This is a genomic window from Marinobacter sp. 1-3A (assembly GCF_016597775.1).
GTDB classification, from domain to species: Bacteria; Pseudomonadota; Gammaproteobacteria; order Pseudomonadales; family Oleiphilaceae; genus Marinobacter; species Marinobacter xiaoshiensis.
Window position 1 is genome coordinate 329,504 of record NZ_VCGZ01000002.1, and the last position, 21,613, is coordinate 351,116.

Annotated in this window: 19 protein-coding genes; 9 read left to right on the plus strand and 10 right to left on the minus strand. The window is 53.8% G+C overall.

The window, feature by feature from the left end:
* Nucleotides 1-16: 16 nt before the first annotated feature.
* The 3 genes from FE848_RS04675 to FE848_RS18955 form a co-directional block, all read right to left on the minus strand.
* Nucleotides 17-277: a bacteriocin immunity protein gene (locus tag FE848_RS04675; RefSeq protein WP_200201580.1), complete on the minus strand. Its 261-nt coding sequence runs from the start codon at nucleotides 275-277 to the stop codon at nucleotides 17-19.
* A 162-nt stretch (nucleotides 278-439) separates the two neighbouring features.
* The gene (locus FE848_RS04680; RefSeq protein ID WP_200201581.1) at nucleotides 440-691 is read right to left on the minus strand and encodes a bacteriocin immunity protein; all 252 of its coding nucleotides are present in this window, start codon (nucleotides 689-691) and stop codon (nucleotides 440-442) included.
* Entirely contained in the window at nucleotides 688-2,253 is a 1,566-nt protein-coding gene (locus FE848_RS18955; RefSeq protein ID WP_200201582.1) for an S-type pyocin domain-containing protein, read from the minus strand. Before FE848_RS18955 ends, FE848_RS04680 begins: the two co-directional genes overlap by 4 nt.
* A 278-nt stretch (nucleotides 2,254-2,531) precedes the next feature.
* Here FE848_RS18955 and FE848_RS04690 point away from each other — a divergent pair, with 278 nt between their 5' ends.
* From FE848_RS04690 to FE848_RS04705, 4 genes are all read left to right on the plus strand, one after another.
* The gene (locus FE848_RS04690; RefSeq protein ID WP_200201583.1) at nucleotides 2,532-4,190 is read left to right on the plus strand and encodes an N-6 DNA methylase; all 1,659 of its coding nucleotides are present in this window, start codon (nucleotides 2,532-2,534) and stop codon (nucleotides 4,188-4,190) included.
* A complete protein-coding gene (locus FE848_RS04695; RefSeq protein WP_200201584.1) occupies nucleotides 4,190-5,548 on the plus strand; it encodes a restriction endonuclease subunit S in 1,359 nt (452 codons plus the stop codon). Before FE848_RS04690 ends, FE848_RS04695 begins: the two co-directional genes overlap by 1 nt.
* A gap of 88 nt (nucleotides 5,549-5,636) precedes the next feature.
* Nucleotides 5,637-6,338: a DUF433 domain-containing protein gene (locus FE848_RS04700; RefSeq protein ID WP_200201585.1), complete on the plus strand. Its 702-nt coding sequence runs from the start codon at nucleotides 5,637-5,639 to the stop codon at nucleotides 6,336-6,338.
* Nucleotides 6,335-6,742 (plus strand): hypothetical protein, encoded by a 408-nt coding sequence (locus FE848_RS04705; protein WP_200201586.1) that lies wholly within the window; start codon nucleotides 6,335-6,337, stop codon nucleotides 6,740-6,742. Before FE848_RS04700 ends, FE848_RS04705 begins: the two co-directional genes overlap by 4 nt.
* A gap of 20 nt (nucleotides 6,743-6,762) precedes the next feature.
* On the opposite strand, the gene FE848_RS04710 is transcribed toward FE848_RS04705, so the two are convergent.
* Nucleotides 6,763-8,328, minus strand: a complete 1,566-nt coding sequence (locus FE848_RS04710; protein WP_413785005.1) for a phospholipase D family protein — start codon at nucleotides 8,326-8,328, stop codon at nucleotides 6,763-6,765.
* Between the two features lie 170 nt (nucleotides 8,329-8,498).
* Between FE848_RS04710 and FE848_RS04715 the strand changes: the two genes are divergently transcribed.
* The 3 genes from FE848_RS04715 (at nucleotide 8,499) to FE848_RS04725 (ending at nucleotide 11,324) form a co-directional block, all read left to right on the plus strand.
* Nucleotides 8,499-9,044: a rhodanese-like domain-containing protein gene (locus tag FE848_RS04715; protein ID WP_200201587.1), complete on the plus strand. Its 546-nt coding sequence runs from the start codon at nucleotides 8,499-8,501 to the stop codon at nucleotides 9,042-9,044.
* Between the two features lie 61 nt (nucleotides 9,045-9,105).
* Nucleotides 9,106-10,716 carry a tetrathionate reductase family octaheme c-type cytochrome gene (locus FE848_RS04720; protein ID WP_227715148.1) on the plus strand — a complete coding sequence of 537 codons (1,611 nt, stop codon included), beginning with the start codon at nucleotides 9,106-9,108 and terminating at the stop codon, nucleotides 10,714-10,716.
* A complete protein-coding gene (locus tag FE848_RS04725; RefSeq protein WP_200201589.1) occupies nucleotides 10,713-11,324 on the plus strand; it encodes a cytochrome b/b6 domain-containing protein in 612 nt (203 codons plus the stop codon). The genes FE848_RS04720 and FE848_RS04725 overlap by 4 nt, the downstream gene beginning before the upstream one ends.
* Before the next feature lie 97 nt (nucleotides 11,325-11,421).
* On the opposite strand, the gene FE848_RS04730 is transcribed toward FE848_RS04725, so the two are convergent.
* Complete coding sequence (locus FE848_RS04730) at nucleotides 11,422-11,862, minus strand: hypothetical protein (RefSeq protein WP_200201590.1); 441 nt, start codon at nucleotides 11,860-11,862, stop codon at nucleotides 11,422-11,424.
* 218 nt (nucleotides 11,863-12,080) lie between these two features.
* Between FE848_RS04730 and FE848_RS04735 the strand changes: the two genes are divergently transcribed.
* Both FE848_RS04735 and FE848_RS04740 read left to right on the plus strand, forming a co-directional pair.
* Nucleotides 12,081-14,441: an EAL domain-containing protein gene (locus FE848_RS04735; RefSeq protein ID WP_200201591.1), complete on the plus strand. Its 2,361-nt coding sequence runs from the start codon at nucleotides 12,081-12,083 to the stop codon at nucleotides 14,439-14,441.
* Nucleotides 14,442-14,486: 45 nt separating this feature from the next.
* The gene (locus FE848_RS04740; RefSeq protein WP_200201592.1) at nucleotides 14,487-14,858 is read left to right on the plus strand and encodes a VOC family protein; all 372 of its coding nucleotides are present in this window, start codon (nucleotides 14,487-14,489) and stop codon (nucleotides 14,856-14,858) included.
* Nucleotides 14,859-14,886: 28 nt separating this feature from the next.
* Here the strand turns inward: FE848_RS04740 and FE848_RS04745 are convergent, their stop codons facing one another.
* From FE848_RS04745 to FE848_RS04765, 5 genes are all read right to left on the minus strand, one after another.
* Complete coding sequence (locus FE848_RS04745; RefSeq protein ID WP_200201593.1) at nucleotides 14,887-17,151, minus strand: ATP-dependent DNA helicase; 2,265 nt, start codon at nucleotides 17,149-17,151, stop codon at nucleotides 14,887-14,889.
* Nucleotides 17,148-18,860 (minus strand): VRR-NUC domain-containing protein, encoded by a 1,713-nt coding sequence (locus FE848_RS04750; RefSeq protein WP_200201594.1) that lies wholly within the window; start codon nucleotides 18,858-18,860, stop codon nucleotides 17,148-17,150. Before FE848_RS04750 ends, FE848_RS04745 begins: the two co-directional genes overlap by 4 nt.
* Nucleotides 18,861-18,955: 95 nt before the next feature.
* The gene (locus tag FE848_RS04755) at nucleotides 18,956-19,987 is read right to left on the minus strand and encodes a tetratricopeptide repeat protein (protein WP_200201595.1); all 1,032 of its coding nucleotides are present in this window, start codon (nucleotides 19,985-19,987) and stop codon (nucleotides 18,956-18,958) included.
* 174 nt (nucleotides 19,988-20,161) lie between these two features.
* Nucleotides 20,162-20,521: a DUF4124 domain-containing protein gene (locus tag FE848_RS04760; RefSeq protein ID WP_320159501.1), complete on the minus strand. Its 360-nt coding sequence runs from the start codon at nucleotides 20,519-20,521 to the stop codon at nucleotides 20,162-20,164.
* Nucleotides 20,522-20,609: 88 nt separating this feature from the next.
* A complete protein-coding gene (locus FE848_RS04765; protein WP_200201596.1) occupies nucleotides 20,610-21,392 on the minus strand; it encodes a hypothetical protein in 783 nt (260 codons plus the stop codon).
* Nucleotides 21,393-21,613 lie beyond the last annotated feature (221 nt).

A 21,613-nucleotide genomic window follows, 5' to 3' on the forward strand; every position in this document is an offset into this window, starting at 1 on the left:
ATTCTAGCCAACAGCATCACTCCGCAGATTTAAAACCAGGCAACCCGTTCTGAGCCCGCCATTGCTCAACAATTTCGACAATACGCTCTGGCGTTGAATCCTCTGGATTCTCCGGATAAAAAATCAGGTCAGAACCAGCTGGGTGCTCTGAAACAGCAATAAAGTTTTCCAACAGACGATCTTGGTGCTCGTCAGATCCTTCCGCTTCATAGATGGCTACCACCAGCGCCAGAAATTCGTTTCTGGTGTAGTCTTGTAATTGATTCTTTGGCTCCATAGCAGAACGTTATCCTCGATGAATGTGTATGTGATTTTTTGGCGTATTTACTCGCAAATTCACGCCCCCTGAGCCGATCTGCGATCTGTGCAGGTACAGAAACAGCATCGAAAATAGATCCGCCCCGGTTTTCTCTTTGCGATAGTTGTGTTGCGGAAAGAACTATCGCTTGAACCCAGGTAATCCTTGATGTGCTCTCCAATTCTTTACAATTTCAGTAATCCGTTCAGGAGTGGCATCAGCCTCATCGTCAGGGTAGTAGATCAGGTCTGAGCCATCAGGGTGCTGTGTCAAACAGCAGAACAGTCTAACTAGTTGCGTGTGCTCATCCTCACTGGCTACATTGACAGAGCAAATGTCCTGAACGAGCTTTTTGAATTCGGCTTCAGTGTATTCTTCAATCCTATCTTTCATAGATTGCCCTTTGAATGAATTCGAATGTGGTTTCTTGGAGTAGTGATCGTCATGTTGTCGAGGTCATAGACTGCCCCGCCATTTTGAATTTCTTCTAGGTGGTGTATCTCATACTTCTCACGCCCGCCAGCCTGATCTCTGAATCTAGGGAACGGAGCATAACCTTGTTTTATTAGCTCTTGGTTTGAGCCTTTAAATTGGGAGAGCAACGTATGATCTCCGGAAACTTCTAGCCAAAACGCCTCTCGAAACCGATCAAAACTCGCAAACTCACGCCCCCTGAGCCGATCCGCAATCTGCGCAGGTATCGGCGCTCCAAGATCTCTTGAGGCATTCTCTAACCAGATTCCGGTAATTTCTTCTCCATTTCCAGTGACGACCCCTCGTTCATCGCGAGCAGTCTTCCGGAAAACCAAATACAACGGCTCAATTCCACTGTCAGTCGGAAAGCTGACAATCAGCTCAACCTGATCCTCAAACGGCCGCTGGTAGCCCGGCGGCAAGTGTTCCTGGCCATCCTCCTGGATGGGCGTCACCAGAATGCTGTAGGGATCAATCCCGGAATCCGCCGGGTATTCGGTGCTCACAACCGGGCGGTGGCCGCTGTCATCCGGGTACCAGACGAGAGTGAAATCGTCATCAACCACCACTTCAAAATTCTCGCCCTTGAGCTCTGCGTGAGCAACCGGAACCCGGTCTTTGTATCCGGTACTGTCATTAACGTGATAGCCGGCCACCCGGAGGTTTCCGGTGGCATCCACGTGCAGATGAAAGCGTACCCGAATGGCCGCCTCGGTCATTTCTCGGAGTTCTTCCTCCGTGTAAAGGGTGCCGTCTCCGAGCTTGGATGGCCAGAGAGCCAAAAGCACTGAACTGGCAACAGTACTCAGTACACTGGCCCCGATGCGGGCGGCCATGGCCCAGCCTTTTGCCAGCCTCATTGCCGAGCCGGAGATCAGGCCCAGCGGCCGCAAACCGTTTGCACCAGGGCTGGTGACTGTGGCGGGGGCGAGCATCGCTAATGTGCCGAAGTTGCTGGCCTTTTCCTCGCCCTCATTACTGTCGGTATCCCCGGAGGGGCGGGTGCAGGACTTGGCGAATACCTTGGGCCCCAGGGGCGGAAGCCCAAAGTTTTCCGAGATCACCACCGGCGGGGGTAGAGGCTCGGGGGGTGGCTCAATCACCGGGCGTTCCGGCGTGTAGTCGAGCTTGGGCGGTGGCGGCAGGCTATCGGAATGGGCGTAGGCGGTGCCTCTGGAAGGAAACGCTTGCCGGTCACCGAAGCGTTTTTCGAAGGCCGTGACGGCATTCTCTGCAATGGCTATCGAGACGCTTTCCGTGGGAACAATGCGCCCGGATACCAGCCTGAAAACGGGAACCGCCGGGATCTCTTTCAGCAACACCTGCTCGCCACTGGCAAGCTGGTCTCGTAATCGGGCAGGGGTAAAACTGGAGCTCGAAAGGTAGCTGGCCAGTTCCTTATCGGAGTATTGGTCCCAACCACCCTCGATCATCAACGCTTCGTGAAGCGCAAGCGAGTGTGGGTCTGCTATTCTGGTCACGTCCGTGTTTACACAAAGTATTAAACGGCACAATCCATGCCTGAAGTGTGATCAAATGTACCGGAATTGCTGAGTTAGTCCAAGCCTACATCGAGTATGTTTACTGCATCGACATAGGCTTAATCTGTGTCGATTTTTCGGTGTTTTTTCGACTTAGCCCATTCGACATGCATAGAAAACCGGCTTTTCTTAACATGTCGCCCGCAACGTGCAAAGATTTCGGCATTTTTTATACATGAGGCGCTGACGAAAACGTCGCGCCTATCAAAGGATCACCCATGACCAACAACGACATCGTCCAAAAACTCTGGAACCTCTGCGACGTTCTGCGGGACGACGGCATCAACTACTCGGACTACGTCACCGAACTGGTGCTGCTGCTGTTCATTAAAATGGTGCACGAGAACACCGAAGCCGGCACCCTGAAAAAGCACCCGCTGCCCGAGGGCTGCCGCTGGAGCGACCTGAACGGCAAATCCGGCATCAACCTGCTGAACGACTACAAACGCATCCTGCTCAGCCTGTCCACCGGCAAGGACGGCGACGGAACTCTGGTACATGACGACCCGCTGATCAGCGCCATCTACGCCGACGCCCAAACCCGCCTGCGGGAACCCCGGCACCTGGAACAGATGATCAAAACCCTGGACCAGATTGACTGGTTCAGTGCCCAGAAAGACGGCCTGGGCGATCTGTACGAAGGCCTGCTGGAAAAGAACGCCAACGAAACCAAATCCGGCGCTGGCCAGTACTTCACCCCCCGCGCTTTGATCAACACCATGGTGCGCTGCCTGAAACCGCAGCCCGGGGAGATCATTCAGGACCCGGCAGCGGGCACGGCTGGCTTTCTGATCGCCACCCACGAATACATCAAAAGCCAGACCGACGACCTGTATGACCTGACCGCCGAGCAAAAACGCTTCCAGACCACCCGGGCCTACGTGGGCATTGAACTGGTGCCCGGCACCCGCCGCCTGGCCCTGATGAACTGCCTGCTGCACGGCATGGAAGGGGATACCGAAGGCGTGGTGCACCTGGGCAATGCCCTGGGCCAGACCGGCGCCGGGCTGGCAAAGGCCGACGTTATCCTCGCCAACCCGCCCTTCGGTACCAGCAAAGGCGGCGACGCCAGCATCACCCGGGACGACCTGACCTACAAAACCAGCAACAAACAGCTGGCCTTTTTGCAGCACATCTACCGCAACCTCAAACCCGGTGGCCGCGCCGCCGTGGTGCTGCCGGATAACGTGCTGTTCGAGGCCGGCGTGGGCACCGACGTGCGCCGGGATTTGATGAACAAGTGCAACCTGCACACCATCCTGCGCCTGCCCACCGGCATCTTCTACGCCCAAGGCGTGAAGACCAACGTGCTGTTCTTCACCAAAGGCAGCGCAACGGACAAGTACCAGGAAGAGAACTGCACCGAACACGTCTGGGTCTACGACCTGCGCACCAACATGCCCAGCTTCGGCAAACGCACCCCCTTCGGCGAAAAACACCTCGCTCCCTTCGAAGCGGTCTTTTCTCCCTCTCCCCTCGCGGGAGAGGGCCGGGGAGAGGGGGCTGCGTCCACCGCCCACCCCTCAGCCCGCACCGAAGGCGAATACAGCTTCCATTCCGAAGCCATAGACCTGCCCGAACACAGCGACGAGAACGAAGGCATCGACCCACGACTGGCGCATAGTAGATGGCGCCGCTTCAGCCGCCAGTGGATTGCCGAACACAAGGGCGACTCGCTGGATATTTCCTGGCTGAAGGATAGTGACAGTGTGGATGCGGCCAATCTGCCGGAACCGAGCGTGTTGGCGGGTGAGGCGATGGGGGAACTGGTGCAGGCGCTGGGTGAGCTGGATGCGTTGATGCGGGAATTGGGGGCTGAGGAGGAGGCTGATGGGGCTCGGGTGCTTTTGGGGGAAGTGATGGGTGGGGAAGATTAATGGCCGAGCACGATATCCCCGATGGCTGGATACAAGCCAAAATCTCAGAAATCTCTATCAAGGGTCTGCAGCGAAAGCCGGCGACCGATGAAAGCTTCACCTATGTGGACATAGGCAGCATCGACAGAAGCCTAAAAGCGATTTCAGCCCCTCAAGTGATTTCTGGGGACAGCGCGCCCAGCAGGGCCAGGAAAGTTATCGAAAACGGCGATGTTCTGGTTTCTCTTACTAGGCCAAACCTCAATGCTGTAGCTCTGGTCGACCAGAAATTTCACAATCAAATCGCGTCAACTGGATTTGAAGTCATTAAACCTGTGCTGGTTGATAGTCGCTATATTTTCGCACTGGTGCGCTCAAAAACTTTCATCGATCAAATCAGCGGTGTCGTTCAGGGTGCGCTTTACCCTGCGGCGAAGTCCTCCGATGTTCAGAACTTTGAGTTTCCGTTACCTCCCCTCGCCGAACAAAAAGTCATCGCCGACAAACTCGACACCCTGCTGGCCCAGGAGGCAAACACCAAAGCCCGCCTCGAACGCATCCCTCAAATTCTCAAACGCTTCCGCCAGTCCATGCTGGCTGCGGCGGTGAGTGGGCGGTTGACGGAGGAGTGGAGCTGCACAAACGTAGAATTGAGAGAAATCGCTGAATTTCAGAATGGATATGCGTTTAAAAGTGGCTGGTTTGAGAACTCAGGAACCCACCAAGTAGTGAAGTTGGGCAATATCCGAGATGGCCATATCGCACTTGAAAACTCCCCTGCCTATGTCGGTGACGAATTAGCGAAGGAGTTCAGCAGATATGCGCCTAGTCCCGGCGACATATTAATCAGCATGACGGGAACACGCTTTAAGAAGGACTATGGGTTCGGCTGTATGATCAAAGATGAAAAAAATCTCTTGATTAATCAGCGAGTAGGGCGTGTTATCCCGGACCGGGCAAAGGTTAGCCCAGAATATCTATCCCTGTTCGTTCGATCAGATGTCTTTCGTGATCAATTTTTTGATGGAGAAACGGGGGGAGTTAACCAAGGAAATGTTGGGTCCAAACACATTCTTTCCATTCTCATCGAACTACCAACCATAGATATTCAGAGGGGAATCGTCCGCCGAGTAGACCAACTCTTCGCCCACGCCGACCGCATCGAGCAACAGGTCAACAGCGCTCTGGCCCGCGTCAACAACCTTACCCAGTCCATCCTGGCCAAAGCCTTCCGGGGCGAACTTACCGAGCAATGGCGCAAGGACAACCCGGAGCTGATCAGTGGGGAGAACAGTGCGGAGGCACTGCTGGAGAGGGTGAAAGCGGAGCGAGCGACGATGAAGCCAATAAAGAAACCCCGAAAGAAAGCAACTTCATAAGTTGAACCTGGGGCTGTCTCAAGTTCAGAAGCAGCAAGGTGTGCTATGCTCTCAGGGCTTAATCAAGTTGCGTACACACAGGTGAGTTGTGGGAAGCCATCACGATATCAATGACCTAGAAGCCAGCCTCCTCGGGGTGGGTTTGTATACTCCCGCCGAGGCGGCTGCCTATACCGGGATTCCTTCGCCCCAGATACGTCGTTGGCTGTTCGGCTACTCGTCTGGCGGGAAACACTATCCAGGCATCTGGTCCCCACAACTGGAAGGTAAAGTGGATCAGGCTCTGGGCTTTCATGACTTGCTGGAAATTCGCTTCGTGCACGCTTTCAGGCGTCATGGCGTGAGCTTACAAGCCATTCGTTTGGCTTCCATGCATGCCCGGGAAATGTTTAACCAGGCCTATCCATTTACCTGCAAGCGCTTTCAGACAGATGGAAAAGCCATTTTTGCCATCGTGCTGGAAGAAACCGGTGACGAGAGCCTGCTTGACCTGGCAAAGAAACAGTATGCCTTTAAGCAAGTAATCTCCTCCTCCCTGTACCGGGGTATCGAATACGCCAACAACGAAGCCCAGCGCTGGTTTCCACTAAGCCGAAACCGAAAGGTTGTCCTGGACCCTGCTCGGAATTTTGGCAAACCGGTTTTAACAGAGACAGGCATGACAGTAGAAGCAATTGTCAGTGCCTGGCATGCAGAAGAGAAGAACACCAAACGCGTGGCCGCTCTGTACGAAGTTAGCGTGGCTGATGTGGAAGCAGCCATCCAGTTTGACCAAAGGTCCGTTGTTTGAAATTTTTACTCGACAACAATCTCCCTCCGCCTTTGGCGAGAGCCCTCAACGAACTGTCAAAACGCGAGGGCCATATCGTTGTTCATTTGACTGACAAATTCCCTCCCTCGACCCCAGATATTGAGTGGATAAAAGCTCTGAAAGCTGAGGGCGATTGGGTGGTGGTTTCTCAGGATCAGTTCAAGAAAAGCGACTTGGAAAAGCAGGCTTTTCGAAGGGCTGGTTTAACCGTATTTTGTCTTGCAAAGCACTGGAGCAAAGCGTCCTATTGGGACAAAGCACATCAGATTGTTCGTTGGTGGCCGGCTATTATTGACCAATCTGAACGTTTGATAGGCGGGGCGGCACTTCGTGTCCCGTGGCAATATCGTCAACCGGGGCGTTTTGAACAGATCAAGGGTTGACCGCCACATAGCGACCTCCCCTACAACAAATGCTCAATCGGCAAAAACGAGAACATCGAAACCAGCATCCGCTTGATCAATCCGGTTCCGGGATCACGGCTGTGCCGTATCTCTTCTTCGCCGTTGCGCTCTATCCACTGCAAATCGCCATCATCGTCAAGAACCAGTTCATAGGCGGTTACGCGGGTTTGTTCTTCGAAGTGGTCTTCCATCATCCGGGTCAGTTCCGGGCTTTCAATCACAAAGCCCAGTTCAGTGTTGATGTGCACTGATCGGGGGTCAAAATTGAACGAGCCTACGAACAACCGTTTACCATCTACCGCAAAGGTTTTGGCATGAAGACTTGATGAGGAGCTGCCCATCAGGTTGTCCTGCAGTTTGCGCTCCACAGGCTCCTGGCCTGGTACTTTGCGCAACTCAAACAGTTGCACCCCGGCTTCCAGCAAGGGCTTGCGGTATTTGGCGTAGCCGGCGTGCACCATGGCCACGTCGTTGGCTTCCAGGGAGTTGGTGAGTACGCGCACATGAACACCCTTACGCTCCAATTCCTGGAACATTTTCACCCCGGCTTTGGTGGGAATAAAGTAGGGGGATACCAGGGTGATAGAGCGCTCGGGTCGGCCCATGGCCTCAACCAATTGCCGGCTCATCAGGCCGTTCTTCGGCTTTTTGCCCAGCACTTTGGCGGGGTCGTCGCTGACCATGGAAACGGGCGACCAGACAAAACCGAGATTGCCATCGAGCAGGTTTTTCAGAAACTGCGAGTCGGCCACCGCACACACATATTGGCTTGCCTCAGAGCTTTCGCTGCATTCCCTGGCGGTTGCCACCACCTCTGCCAGGCCAGCGTCGCGCGCTTCGGGCAAAATCAGCGCTGCAGGGTAGGCCGATGCACTGGCCCAATAGCGGTCAAAATCGCTGGAAAGATCACTCACCACCGGGCCAATGGCTAACACGTCAAGATCCGCAAAAAGCGCTCCCGTTCCGGCGCCAAAATACTCATCCGCTATATTGCGCCCGCCTATAATCGCTGCCTGATTATCGGCAGTGAACGATTTGTTGTGCATGCGGTGATTCAAACGCGAGAAGCTGGTCAGGTAACCAATCCATTTGGGGTTGCGCACCACGAACGGATTAAACAGGCGCACTTCTATATTCGGATGGGTATCCAATGCGGCAAGCGTTTCATCAAGGCCAGAGATGCCATTGTCATCAAGCAAGAGACGCACGCGCACACCTCGCTCTGCGGCCCGGTAGAGCACGTCGAGCAACATGGTTCCGGTGATGTCGTATTGCCAGATGTAATACTGAACATCCAGGGTCGCTTCAGCGCCTTCCGCCAATAGCACTCGTGCAGCAAACGCGTCGTGGGCATTCTCGAGCATTACCACGCCACTTTTGCCCGGGTGCGCCAGGGCCAGAGGAGCGATTGCGCGCCCCAGCCGGGTATCGGCAGTTTGATCACTGGGTACCGACCAACTTTCTGTACGATCCACCAAGGGTGGCAGGGCGCATCCGCTTATGGTCAGCAATATGGCAAGAAGGGACAAAAAGCCCGGATAATGCCGCCTGGGCCGGTTCAACAATGGATGCACTCCTTCTGAATTAGAGGGTTAAGTGTAGCAGCTCTCCTGCCACTATTTTGATCTCGATCAAACCTGTGATTATAAGCTTATTCCAACTCTTGAGACTTCCGCCCTGTCAGGGGTATGGTAAATGCTGCCCCTACTGTATTGCGACTTCAGGAGAAAACGCGATGAGGCTGTTATTAAGTGTACTTCTCATAACCTTCGGGCTGAGCTTTCATGCGTCAGCGGATGAAGCCCTCTCTCTTACTCCACAGGAAACCTACGACCTGGTTCAGACACAGGGCGACCAGATGCTGTTCATTGATGTGCGGGATCCGGTTGAAATCATGTTTATCGGCTTCACCGATGTGGCAGACACAAACATTCCCTTCATGCTGGCCGATCGAAGCAAGTTTCTTGCTGACAAAGGCCGGTTTGCCATGCATCCCAACCCGGACTTTACCGCCAGTGTTGAGCAGGCACTGAAGGATAAGGGGCTCAGCAAGGATGCCCTGATTGTCACCATGTGCCGATCTGGTTCAACCCGTGGCAAGCCCAGTGCCGATTTTCTGCTTGAGCGCGGTTTCACCAACGTGAAGTACATCGACCATGGTTTTCAGGGCAGCAGCTCAAAAGAAGGCAAAAAAGCCGGCATGAGAATTGTGAACGGTTGGCAGAACGATGGCTTGCCATGGTCCATGACGCTTAATCCGGAAAAGATATACCAGCCCTGACACTAGCTATACTCACAGGGCACGGGCGATTCCTTAGACTGATAACAACATGGAGGACGTCATGGCCAAGTTGATCATGGCTTACCCAAGTAAATACCTTGTGGTAAGCGCGTTGGCCGCCCTGCTGATGTTTGCAGGCACCCCCGGTTGGGCTGCGATTGAGCGCAGCCCTGCCACCGCCGATCACACCAAATTCAAATCCCTCAAAGGCCCGTTTGAAAACGCCAGCGAGGTAACTGAAGCCTGCCTGGAGTGCCACACCGAAGCGGCAGGGCAAATCAAGGAAACCACCCACTGGACCTGGCTTTATCAACATAAGGAAACCGGGCAAACCCTGGGTAAAAACAAGGTTATCAACAGCTTTTGCGGTATGGCTGTTACCAACGAGCCCCGGTGCACCTCCTGCCACGTAGGCTACGGCTGGAAGGATATGAATGAGCCGCCACCAGAGGCGGATTCTGCCGTGGACTGCCTGGTGTGCCACGACACCACCGGCGACTACTGGAAGTTCCCGACTCTCGCCGGCGACCCAACCTATATACCCAGAGAATGGCCCAAAGGCAGCGGCAAGATGGTTCAGCCGCCAGACCTGCCCAACATCGCCCAGAACGTGGGCGCATCGGGCCGGGCTAACTGCGGTAGCTGCCACTTTTACGGTGGTGGAGGCGACGGTGTAAAACACGGCGACCTCGACTCCTCGCTAGTGTCACCTGACCGCTCTCTCGACGTACACATGTCACCAGATGGCGCCAACTTCAGTTGTTCCGACTGTCACTCAACCTGGGGCCACAGTGTTTCCGGAAGTCGCTATCAGGTAAACGCCAAAGATACCCTGGGTATTGATATCCCCGGCCACACCGATCTCAGCCGGGCGAGCTGCGAATCCTGCCATGGTCCGGCCCCCCATGAGAAAGAAAAACTGAACGATCACGTAAACAAAGTGGCATGCCAGACCTGCCACGTACCCGCTTTTGCCCGGGGTGGTGTGCCAACCAAAATGTGGTGGGACTGGTCCACTGCCGGCAAGCTCGATGAAAACAGCAAACCCATTACCACCTACGATGAAGATGGCCATGTGAGCTATCTGAGCGAGAAGGGCGACTTCCGCCACGGCGAAAATGTAATGCCTTACTACGCCTGGTTTGATGGCACCGTTGAATACACCATGGTAGATGAACAATTCGATATTGATAACCCGCCGCTGGAGATCAATCGGCTGGATGGTGAGCCAAACGACCCCGGCTCGCGCATCTGGCCGTTCAAGCTGATGCAGGGCAAACAGCCTTTTGATACCGAGTATAAAACCTTGTTGGCAACCCACGTATTTGGCGCTGATGACGCTTCACTATGGAGCAACTATGACTGGCCCAAGGCCCTGGAGTTTGCCAGCGAAAAATCCGGGTTGCCCTTTAGCGGTCACTTCGACTTTATTGAAACCCGAATGTACTGGCCCATAACCCACATGGTACCAACTGCAGATAAGGCTCTGCGCTGCAGCTCCTGCCATACCGCAGAAAGCCGCCTGGCAGGCATTGGTGGCATCTATATGCCGGGGCATAGCAGCAGCCCCTGGCTCGATAGAGTCGGCTGGCTAGTAGTGGCGTTGACCCTTGCCGGGGTTGTGATTCACGCCCTTGCCCGTGTGGTATTCAGCAGGAGGAAGCAATCATGAGCCGGGTAATGATTTTCAAGCGCTTTGAACGCTTCTGGCACTGGTTTCAGGCTTTGCTGATTTTCAGCTTGTTGATTTCCGGCTTCGAAATCCACGGCAGTTATTCGCTTCTGGGCTTCGGTGACGCCACGCGGTTGCACACCATCGCGGCCTGGTCACTGATTGTGCTTTGGTTGTTTGCCATCTTCTGGCACATCACCACCGGTGAATGGCGCCAGTATGTGCCCACCCGCGATGGCCTGTTTGCGGTGATGCACTACTATCTGATTGGCACCTTTACCGGTGCCGAGCACCCTTACCGTAAAACCACCAAAGCCAAGCACAACCCGCTGCAGCGGCTGGCGTACCTGTTCTTCAAGCTGGTGATCTCACCCATCATCTGGTTAAGCGGCCTGTTGTATCTGTTTTACAACGATTGGCCGGCGGTGCTTGCCGGGGCGCTCAGTCTTGAGGCTGTCGCACTGGTTCATACGGCTGCTGCCTTCGCCATGCTGGTGTTCATCATCGCCCACGTGTACATGACCACCATGGGGCATACCCTCACCAGCCACATCAAACCCATGGTGACTGGCTACGAGGATCTGGACGAGCCAGCAGAAAAGCACTGATACGCTGGCCGTTCACTAACCAGACAGCCACAAAAAAGCCGGCCCTTGAATTGAACAGAGCCGGCTTTTTTATGCCTTACCAAACTGTGGAAAGGTCTTAGAAAGTAAAGGTACGCATCGCCGGGTTCAGCATCTGGCCTGCCATTTCCGGTGGCATCGCCACACCCACTCCGTCAATCAGGTCGTTCTTGGTATAGTCACTGTTAGGCAGGTACAGCGCGCAAACGTTGGCAACACCGCCTTGCTTCAGCAGGCCACGCAGCATCTGGCCGGGGGTGAGATCTTTCGGCTTTAATGCCGGTGCTTCGTAGCTTTTAAGGGCCAGATCGCCCGCCTTGTCACACAGCAGCACGTTCACCTTGGCACCCTGCTGCGCCATGGTGTTGGAAAGCACCATAGCCATACCCTGGGTTTGCAGGGATTCGCTTGAAAGAATCACCAGTACTTCATCAACCATTTTCTCATCTCCTGCCTGAGTGCTGATGGGTGCCACCGCAAAAACGGCCGCTGCAACTAATACTTTAAGTGATTTGATCATGATGGAGTGCTCCTTTATGGGTTTTATCATCGGTATTCACCCAGACTAGACCCACCCTGCATTTTGTTCAGTGACAAAGTCACCTTCACTCGCACTATTACCCCCTACTGCTATTATCTTATATCAAGGTTTCACGCTCACCCGGTTCACCAAATGTCACAAAGTATCAAATCTCGATCTGTTAACATTTCATTCGCCGGCTTCTCCAAGGATCCTGAATGAACGTGACGGAAAATGAAAAAAGACGACTCGCAGCGGTTATACGGCTGGGGATCCTCGACACTCCGCCGGAAGAACGGTTTGAACGCCTTACCCGAATCGCCCGCCAGCACTACAGGGTCAGAACAGCGCTGTTCACGATACTGGATCACGACCGTCAGTGGTTCAAATCACATCAGGGGCTGGAAGTTACCGAAACGCCTCGCTCGGTAGCATTTTGCGATCACGCCATACGGCAGGATCATATTTCAGTTGTGGAAAACGCCTTGGAAGACCCGCGTTTTCGGAATAACCCTTTTGTACTGGATAGCCCACATGTGCGCTTCTATGCAGGCATGCCCGTGCGCGAACCTGGCGGCTTCAAAGTCGGCACCTTGTGCATCATTGATGACAGGCCTCGACACTTCAGCGAGAAAGACCTGGATGTTCTCCGCACCCTGGCAACCATGGTGGAGGAGGAGCTGGAGCGCTCATATATTGAGTCGGATAAAAGCGAGTATGTGCCTGTTTCCCAGCTCAACCGGGCCATCCAGCATGCCCAGAATGTGTTCCTTACTAGCGACAACGAACGCTCGGCTTTCAGCCAGATGCTCAATGACCTGCTCGCCCTCACGGGTAGCCAATTCGGGCTTATCGGCGAAGTACTGCATAAGAGCAACGGCGCACCGTTTCTCAAGGTAGGCGCTATTACCAACATCGCATGGAGCCCGGAAACCCAGGCCCTGTACCAGGACGTGGAACGCCGGGGCATGGTTTTTGATCGCCTGGACAATATTCTCGGGCTACCCATGGTGTCCGGCGAGACCATTATCTCCAACGATCTGTCCCAGGACTCCCGGCGCGGTGGCCTTCCTGCCGGGCACCCGACTATCAATACATACATAGGTATCCCGGTATTTTCCGGCGATACTCATCTTGGCATGATTGGCCTGGCTAACCGAGCCGAAGGATACTCCCAGAAGCTTGCAGACGAGCTGGCACCTCTGTCACAAACCCTCGGGAATCTGATCGAGCGTAAACGTCTGTACGAGGAGAAGGGCAGCCATAAAAGAGATCTTGAACTGGCCGCGAATTACGATGCGCTAACCGGTCTGCCCAATCGCCACCGGCTCACCGAATTATTTGAGCAGGAACTCTATGAAGCTGGCCAAAGAAATGGCCAGGTGTCTGTATGCTTTATTGATCTGGACGGATTCAAGAGCATCAACGACGAACATGGCCACGCTGTAGGGGATGCGGTTCTGAAATCCGTTGCCGAAAAGCTCAAGGCAACGGTACGCAGCCACGACATTGTGGCTCGCCTGGGCGGTGATGAATTTGTGGCTATCCTGCGGGATGTAGGCGATGAACGGGTTTACGCACGCCTTCTGGATGCTATCCGGCAGCCCATCAACTTTCGGCACCATGTACTGCAGGTTTCCGGCAGTATGGGCGTTACGGTATACCCGGAAGATAACGTGGATTCTGATCTGCTCCTCCGCCATGCGGATCAGGCCATGTATGCGGCCAAGGAAACCGGCAAAAACTGCTACAAGATATTCGACCTTCAGTCGCACTCTTCCCGAAAAGAGCGGGTTCGGGTGCTGGAACAGATCGACACGGCCCTGCGCGAACAGCAGATGGAGCTGTACTACCAGCCCAAGATCTGTTTCCACCACCACTGTGTAAACGGGTTTGAAGCGCTCATTCGTTGGAACCACCCGAAAGAGGGTGTTCTTAGCCCTGCGCATTTCCTTGAGCATATTGAATACACCGAGCACGCGCGCACCCTGGGGAACTTCGTCATCCGCGAGGCGGTAAAGCAGCTTATGGCCTTTGCCCGGCAAGATCTTCCATACACGCTGAGCGTGAACCTGAGCCCCTGCCACTTCCTGAGCGAAGAGTTCAAAGACGATTTGTCGAGTACGCTGGAAGACTGCCCAATAGAGTTACGCAGCCGTCTCATTCTGGAAATTCTTGAAACCACCGCAATGGACGACACCGAAACGGCCATCAAGAACCTGAAAGCCAGCCGTGAACTGGGTGTGGATATTTCTCTGGATGACTTCGGAACCGGGTATTCATCTCTGGACTATTTCCGGCGACTGCCTGCGCAAGAGATCAAAATTGACCGTTCGTTCGTAATGGACATGTTGAGCGACCCAGACGACAGCATGATTGTAAGTGCTATCGTAAGCCTCTCGAAAAGCTTCAAGAGAAGGCTGGTTGCCGAAGGCATTGAAAATGCCGACGTTGAACGCAAACTGATTGACCTTGGCTGCGATCTTGGCCAAGGCTTTTTCTACAGCAAGCCTCTACCACTTCCGGAAGCCCTGCATTGGGCAAAACATTTCCGGTGGGAAGACAGGCTAACCGCTTAACGCCAACCGCGCAGGTACAAAAGGCGCGTTACAGGAGATTAGAACATGATTGGATACGTCACCATTGGTGTCAGTGATATGGAAAAGGCCAAGAAGTTCTACACCGAACTTCTGGGAGATATGGGCGCGAAGCTCCTGCTGGATATGGGCCGCATCGCATTTATTGGTGAAAGCATGAATTCCCCGATGCTGGCGGTTTGCACGCCCTTCGACGGCTCCCCGAACCACCCGGGCAACGGCAATATGCTGGCCTTACAGCCAGGCTCGAAAGACGCGGTTGATACCTACTACAAGAAGGCTATTGAACTGGGTGCAACCTGTGACGGCGAGCCCGGACAGCGTATTCCAAACCAGTTTTATGGTGCCTATGTGAAAGATCCAGACGGCAACAAGCTGGCGTTTTTCCAGTTCGGCTAATCTGCTCAGCCTCAAGACTGGGATAGCGTTATTCAGTTGTCTCAGTCTTGAACCACCACTCCGGTAACAACCCTCGAATCTGCGGCTGCATAAAGCGGTCGTCAATCAGCCAGATCACCCCACGATCGTCCGGCGTGCGAATCACCCGGCCAGCGGCCTGAGCCACTTTCTGCAGCCCAGGAATCAGGTAGGTGTAGTCATAGCCTGCACCAAACCGCTGCTGCAGCCGATACTTGAGAATCTCGTGCCAGGCATCAAAGGGCGGCAGGCCCAGGGTAGCCACAAACGCGCCAATCAACTGCTCGCCCGGCAAATCGATACCTTCGCTGAAAACGCCTCCCAACACAGCAAACGCCACGCTACCGGATTCTTCCCGGAACCCTGCCAGAAACTCTTGTCGCTGCTGCGGGCTCATTCCCGAATGCTGCGAACGCTGGGGCACATCCGGCGCGAAGTAACTCAGTGCGTTGCTCACTTCATTCAGATATTTAAAGCTGCTGAAAAACGCCAAGTAGTGCCCCGGGCGATCCCGAAATTGCTTCGCGATCAGTTCTGAAATGGGCTCCACCGATGCCTCGCGATGAGCCTGCCGAGTGCTGATCTTTGGTGTGAAATGTACCTGTAACTGATCGGCACGGAAGGGGCTGGGCAAAGAGCTGAAACGGCTATCCTCCGGCAAACCCAGCAAGTCCCTGTAATACACGCCCGGGCTGAGGGTGGCAGAGAACAGCAATACTGAGGCGGCGGCCTGAAATCGGTCCCGCAGGAAATCCGCCGGCACCAGATTCTGAATGGTAACGCTTGCCCGGCCCCGGCCTTCGCGGCGAAATTCGCACAGGGAATGGTCACCAAAGGAGTCCGCCAGCTTCATAAAGGCGACGGATTCAAACAACACTTCCTGCAACGCCAAATCCGGCGGGTTATCTGCAAGGTAATCTGACAGCCCGGATACCAGCCCTTGCAGGCTGCTGGTCAATGCTGAAGGCAGGCTGTCGAGAAACACCGGCGTATCGCCATTTTCTGAATGATCACGAATAACCCCCTGCCAAGCCCGGGCGGTTCGATCCAGATGGGGTTTCAGGGCCTTGGGTGCGGTTTTTCTCACCTTCAGCAGCCGTTGTTGATCCAGCTGTACCGAATACATGCCACGGCCCCGATCCACCAGGTTATGGGCTTCATCCGCGAGAACGGAGGTTTTCCAATTGTTCTGCCGGGTGAGTCCATGAAGCAGGGCAGACTGATCAAACATCCGGTTCACATCGCCAATGATGACATCACACCAGCGCGCCATTTCCTGCGCCAAAAAGTAAGGACAGATATTGTGACCGACGGCGATCCTGGCCAGCGCCTTCTGCGTTAACGTTGTGCCCACCTGAGCGGCTTCGGCGCGGGCATCCGGCAAGCGATCAAAGAAACCCTTGGCCAGTGGGCAGGAATCCCCATGGCAGGCTTTATCCGGGTGTTCACAGGCATCGGTCTTGGCCACCAGTTCCAGAGTGCGGAGGGGCCAGATATGTGGGTCATCCTGTGCCGCCCGCAAGCGCTCTACCGCATCCACCGCCAACTGCCTGGCGGTGTTTCGGCAGGTGAGGTAAGCCAGCCGGTCGTGCTTGGCTGTGGGCATGGCCATCAGCGCGGGGAACAGGGTGCCCAGAGTTTTACCCAAGCCTGTGGGTGCTTCCAGCAGCAGGGTTTCACCTTTTACCGTGTTTTTGTAGACGGTTTCAGCAAGCTGTCGCTGGCGAGGGCGAAACTGTTTGAACGGGAAACGCAGAGCACCAAGGCGAATGTCCCGCTGCTCCCGATGGTGGGCTTCCTGCTCTGCCCATAACCGGTAACGTCCGCACAGGATTTCCAGTTCTTGCCATAGCTCCTTGGCAGTGGCAGTTTCAGCCACCGATGTTTCCCGGTTGTTGCCGATATTGAAATACACCAGCGACAACTTCAGGGTTTTCCGATTTTCCTGTTTGCAGAGCAGGGCGCCGTAGGCTCTTAGCTGGGCTCGATGCAACGCCCGTTGATGGGGTCGTATTCGGGATAAGTCGCCACGGTGGGTTTTGATTTCCTCCAGCAGGCCAGAGTGTGGGTTATACTCATCAGCTCGGCCATATAGCTGCAGCCCCATGCACTCACCGGTAAGTGAATACTCGCTTTTATAGCCGTACCCGCGTTTACCCTGAATGGCCTGATGGCCAAGGATACCCTCTTCAGCGCTGGGTGCCGGAGTGTAACGAAAGTCCAGATCACCTTCTCTCGCAGCAAATTCGCAAAGGGTTCGAACTGCCACCCTCATGTTGTTGCCTCGCTGTCTTGCCAGCGGAGGTAACACACGCTGGCGGCAATGCCCTTGCGAGCAAAGAAGTGCAGCCAGCGGACCTGATGATCCTGTAGTCGGTCGCCCGGGCCTTTTACTTCGATCATTTCATAACGGGGCTTATTTTCGTCGATCTCCATGGAAAACTTAATAAGATCTGGGAACCCGCTACGATGTTCGCGAATATTCAATAAGATCCGTTCAAACATAATCTGCAAGTCTGCGGCGGGAATTCTATCCAGTGCCAGGTTCAGCAATTCTTCATCAAGCGCCGGCCAAACAACAAAAGGATTGGTGATGCCCTGCTTGGCGGCGTAGGTATCCAGAATTTTCTGGCGATAGCTGCCATTCTTCAGTGCAGCAAAACACTGATCAAACGCTGCTTGCCGGCGACTCACAAAATCCTCCCGAACCAGATCCGCAGGCCCGGTATGAAAGGGATGAAAGAAAGCACCGGGAATGGCTTTGAATATGGTGTGCCAGCACAGCAACCCGAACAGACCGTTGATCAGGGTGTTTTCCACATAGAACACAGGCGCTTCCGGCGTGGAAAGATGATCCCGAACCACCATCTCAACCGAGCCACCGGTTTGTGGCAGGGTCAGCGTGAACTCCCGGATTTCAGGATTTGCCGGCGCGGACGGAACCGGCTCGCCTACCTTTTTCGCCAGCCGCTTAATAATACGAGCCAAACCCTGAGCTTCGGCATCGCTTAGCTCTCCATTTCCCCACTGAGCGGCGATAGCCCAGGCTTCCTCAAAGCGTTTCATTCGCTCCAAAAGGCGCAACCGCTTTAATCCTGCTTCCCGGTGACCACTGCCGGCCAATACCTGCAGCGCCAGCTCCCGATCACTCTGGCGCTCCGCCTGCCTCCCCAACTCGAGCAATAAGCGATCACGACGGCTGGTCAGCCAGGGGTTGTTTGTGGCTGCGGGAATATCCGCCCAAACCTCGACGGCTGGCGCGCCAGCATCCAGGCTCTCGCGACAATGGTGCATAGCCAGATAAGTATCCACCTCGCTGCGTTGAGAGAACGCCCGTGCTTCGGGGGTAAACTCCACCTGCTCATAGCGGTGATGGCCTAGCTCAACTAAAACAAAATCTGACCAGCTCTGGCGTAAGTTGCCGAAGAACATCAGGCGAATGCGATCGAACAAAGCCATGTAACTGACCTGCACCACAGGGGAAACCGCGTCATCAAACCACTCCTCCAGCCTGCGAGCATCACTAAAGGTTTCCTGCAGGACTTCCTTCATTCGGGCTTTGGAAAGATTTTTGGCAAATCCGGCTTGCTCCAGTATTGGTGCAAAAGCCGTGCGCAGTTCAACCAAAGTAAACAGGCGGAAAATATCATCCAGAGCCAGCAGGGGATCAGCATCCAGCCAGCCACCGGCAATCAACTCATCAAGCGCCTCTGCTTCCGGGCACCCCAACTCCGGGTAATTCAGCTTATCGGTACGGAACAGATCCCCTGTGCGCATCACCATGCGAGTCAGCAAGGCACGGGCAGCGCGAGACAACTCAAAAAAATCGCGCAAACAGCCTCGCTCCGGCTCCAGCAGCAGATCCGAGTGATGGTTTGCCACCCAGGCGACTACCGTTTCCATGTTTTGCAGGTAGTACAGGGGGTTTTCCAGATCGGCGGCGGCAGGACGCTCATGGCCCGGACCCAATATCAGCTCAGACATGCCTTAACACCATTCTTCGTTCCTGCAACTAAGGAGAATCCGGTGCATTTCGCTCGGTCACAGGCAGGTAACAAAAGCGGCTGCGAGAGTTTAGATTAGCTTTCAGTCAACTGCTGTAGCCGCTGGTAAATCTGCCTGGCTTCCATACTCCCAAGATCCATGGCCCTCTTCGCATCGGCTTTAGCTGCATCAAAATCTTGCAGATGGTAATAAGTGCCAGAGCGCTCCAGATAGGCCCGAGGGTCATTCGGCTTTATCAAGAGGTAGGCTTGCCAGTAATCCAGAATGTCACGGGTTTTCCCCTGCACGAACAGGGCGTGATCAGCCAACTGGTAGTAGCGAAACTCACCGGGACTCATTTCGATCGCGCGATCCAGAATTACCTTTGCCCGTTCTGGTTGATGACCCTCAATCAACTCCTTCGCCTGTCTGAACAGAGCCTCTGCAGATCTGGATGCCTTGGCAGCCCCGTCTGCGGACGGTATGTTCGGGGTGGCAGCATAAGCCATTAACTTTAAACGGAACTTGTTAATCCACTTGTCATCGGGTCTTAGGGCATAGGCACGCTGAATGTCTATGAGTGATTCATCATAACGTTTGACCGCCGCAAAGGACTTGGCGCGCCAGTAATAGTAATCTCCGTCCTCCTTATCCTGATTGATTGCCGCATTAAAGTCCGTCAAGGCTTTCTCATGCTCGCCCTGCCGTGCGTAACTTTTACCCCTCACGAAGTAACTTCTCGGGCGCCCGCCTTTATCAATCGCTATGGAGAGAAACCCACTAGCTTCCGAATACTCTTTGTTGATGTATGCCATTCGCCCGGCTTCGTAGTAGGCGTAAGAAACCAGCCGGCGAAGCCTTGGGTTGGTATCCACATGATGTTGTGCATTATTTGCAAAGCTGATCATGGACAATGGCGACCCTCCCCATTTTGGGTCCAGGGTTTCAATGTAGTACTTCCTGGCCAAATAGTTCTCTGGGTAGCGTTTTATCGCCTGTTCCAATGTGCGGAGGGCGTCCGGATAGTGTCCACCGGATTTGGCGATATTGATACGCAGGCAGTATGCCCACAGTGCACCATCTTCGAGGAGCAAAGCGCGGCTCACATCACTCTCTGCCCGGTCCATGAAAGCCACCATCCGGTAGATGTTTTCCTGCGGAGTTTCAGCAATATACGCGCCGCCGCGGGCTTCCCAGCCGCGATGTACCAGATAGGTCGCGCGTGCGAGGTACCCTTGATATTGCTGGGGATACTGAGAGATCCAGCGGTCAAATAGTGCCTCCCAAGCCGGAACATCCTGCTAGAATATCTGGTAGGTATCACGGAGATGTAACTCGTTAGTGATATCCTTCTTGACCGCTTGCAAGCGGTCAGCCAACACGCTGTTCAATTCGCCAAACTCCTCATTCTCGAAAAGCTTTCTTACCCGAAGCGCATCGCTTGCCCCAGGCTGACGATACTGGCTCTGAGCTTGCACGCTCGGAACAGGAGCCTTTGCCGGTTTATTCGATACCTCTGTATTTCGTTTCTGTTGATTGGGAGGCGGCTTATCGCTGAAGTGCGTACGGCCATCATCGTCGACCCACTTATAGATTCCCGCCTGAAGACCAAGCGATGTGAATAGGCAAAAGAACGCTGCTATCATGAGTACGCCGTGCACAGTAACTCCTTGTTTTAGTTCAAGTCGTAATCGAAGATCTGGAGTTGATTCTAATAATGAGGTTTTCCTTTTTGGTACCGCGCACCAACTAATGTAATTCTGATGAATTCAGATTCATCGCTGTTCGAGCCCTGAATTCAAATACACGAGAACCAACTTGTGTCACCAGATCGTAAAAGTATTCTGCATGCTCTGGCATATCAAAATTGCTACTCAGTTCAAAAAAAATATTTAAAGTGCCGTCCCGAATCTCCAACTTATAAAAAAGCACAACGTCGGCAATTGAGCAGAAAAATTCCTTCATACTTTCTTCAGCATCTTTGGGAAAAAACTTGTAGAACAGCAGAGCTCTTTCCAAACTTGATAAATCAGCCCACTCGTCTTCCTCAATAGAATCCGGAACACTTTTTCGTACAACCAATAAATTCGGACAATCCAGGTTATAAAACCCAAGCACCACTTCTGAATCATCTCTAATCATGATTAAAGGGCTATCCTGATCAGATGGCGCTAACCAATATTCATTCGTATCCCAAAATAGCAAAGAGAGACTATTGAAAAGCCTGGTACTCCGCCTCTGAGCATCAACAAAATAACCTGAGGACACCAATTGGCTCTTCACTCTTCTGAATTGGTTATCCAGAAGCCTGGTTAGTCGCCAAGCAAAAAGAAATGCCACGACCACTAACAGAATCAGCGCGGTCTTTCGATCAATCGACCAGCCGAGCTTTTCCAGGGTAGCAATAATCCCTTGTGGCAATATGATAACCATCAGAAAAACTGCAACTGAATTCCAAAACACCAGAGTTGGTTTACGAAAAAGTTCCGCAAACTCACGCCCCACTCTGGTTAAAAATTTCTCATCTTTCATTTTTTACGATCTGGATTTAAAGAAGTTTCCCGGCCTGGCGCTGAGCACCTTCCAGAATTGACTCTGCAATATGCAAAGGAAAATCGCTTGGTAACAAGGTTTCCACTTTACCAAAGGTCGATATTACCATGGTCGAGAAAGCCAATAGGAAGCTTGAGCAAGGCCTCGATTCGGCTTCTGGCATTTTTTACTGCTGCAGCCAAGGCTTCAGCAGATGTGAC

Bases quoted from the DNA above. Each gene is read 5' to 3' on its own strand.
- FE848_RS04750 (WP_200201594.1), bottom strand. From the start codon at position 18,860: ATGTCTGAGCTGATATTGGGTCCGGGCCATGAGCGTCCTGCCGCCGCC.
- FE848_RS04690 (WP_200201583.1), top strand. From the start codon at position 2,532: ATGACCAACAACGACATCGTCCAAAAACTCTGGAACCTCTGCGACGTT.
- FE848_RS04675 (WP_200201580.1), bottom strand. From the start codon at position 277: ATGGAGCCAAAGAATCAATTACAAGACTACACCAGAAACGAATTTCTG.
- FE848_RS04765 (WP_200201596.1), bottom strand. From the start codon at position 21,392: ATGAAAGATGAGAAATTTTTAACCAGAGTGGGGCGTGAGTTTGCGGAA.
- FE848_RS04720 (WP_227715148.1), top strand. From the start codon at position 9,106: ATGGCCAAGTTGATCATGGCTTACCCAAGTAAATACCTTGTGGTAAGC.
- FE848_RS04715 (WP_200201587.1), top strand. From the start codon at position 8,499: ATGAGGCTGTTATTAAGTGTACTTCTCATAACCTTCGGGCTGAGCTTT.
- FE848_RS04745 (WP_200201593.1), bottom strand. From the start codon at position 17,151: ATGAGGGTGGCAGTTCGAACCCTTTGCGAATTTGCTGCGAGAGAAGGT.
- FE848_RS04680 (WP_200201581.1), bottom strand. From the start codon at position 691: ATGAAAGATAGGATTGAAGAATACACTGAAGCCGAATTCAAAAAGCTC.
- FE848_RS04730 (WP_200201590.1), bottom strand. From the start codon at position 11,862: ATGATCAAATCACTTAAAGTATTAGTTGCAGCGGCCGTTTTTGCGGTG.
- FE848_RS04695 (WP_200201584.1), top strand. From the start codon at position 4,190: ATGGCCGAGCACGATATCCCCGATGGCTGGATACAAGCCAAAATCTCA.
- FE848_RS04725 (WP_200201589.1), top strand. From the start codon at position 10,713: ATGAGCCGGGTAATGATTTTCAAGCGCTTTGAACGCTTCTGGCACTGG.
- FE848_RS04735 (WP_200201591.1), top strand. From the start codon at position 12,081: ATGAACGTGACGGAAAATGAAAAAAGACGACTCGCAGCGGTTATACGG.
- FE848_RS04740 (WP_200201592.1), top strand. From the start codon at position 14,487: ATGATTGGATACGTCACCATTGGTGTCAGTGATATGGAAAAGGCCAAG.
- FE848_RS04755 (WP_200201595.1), bottom strand. From the start codon at position 19,987: ATGGACCGGGCAGAGAGTGATGTGAGCCGCGCTTTGCTCCTCGAAGAT.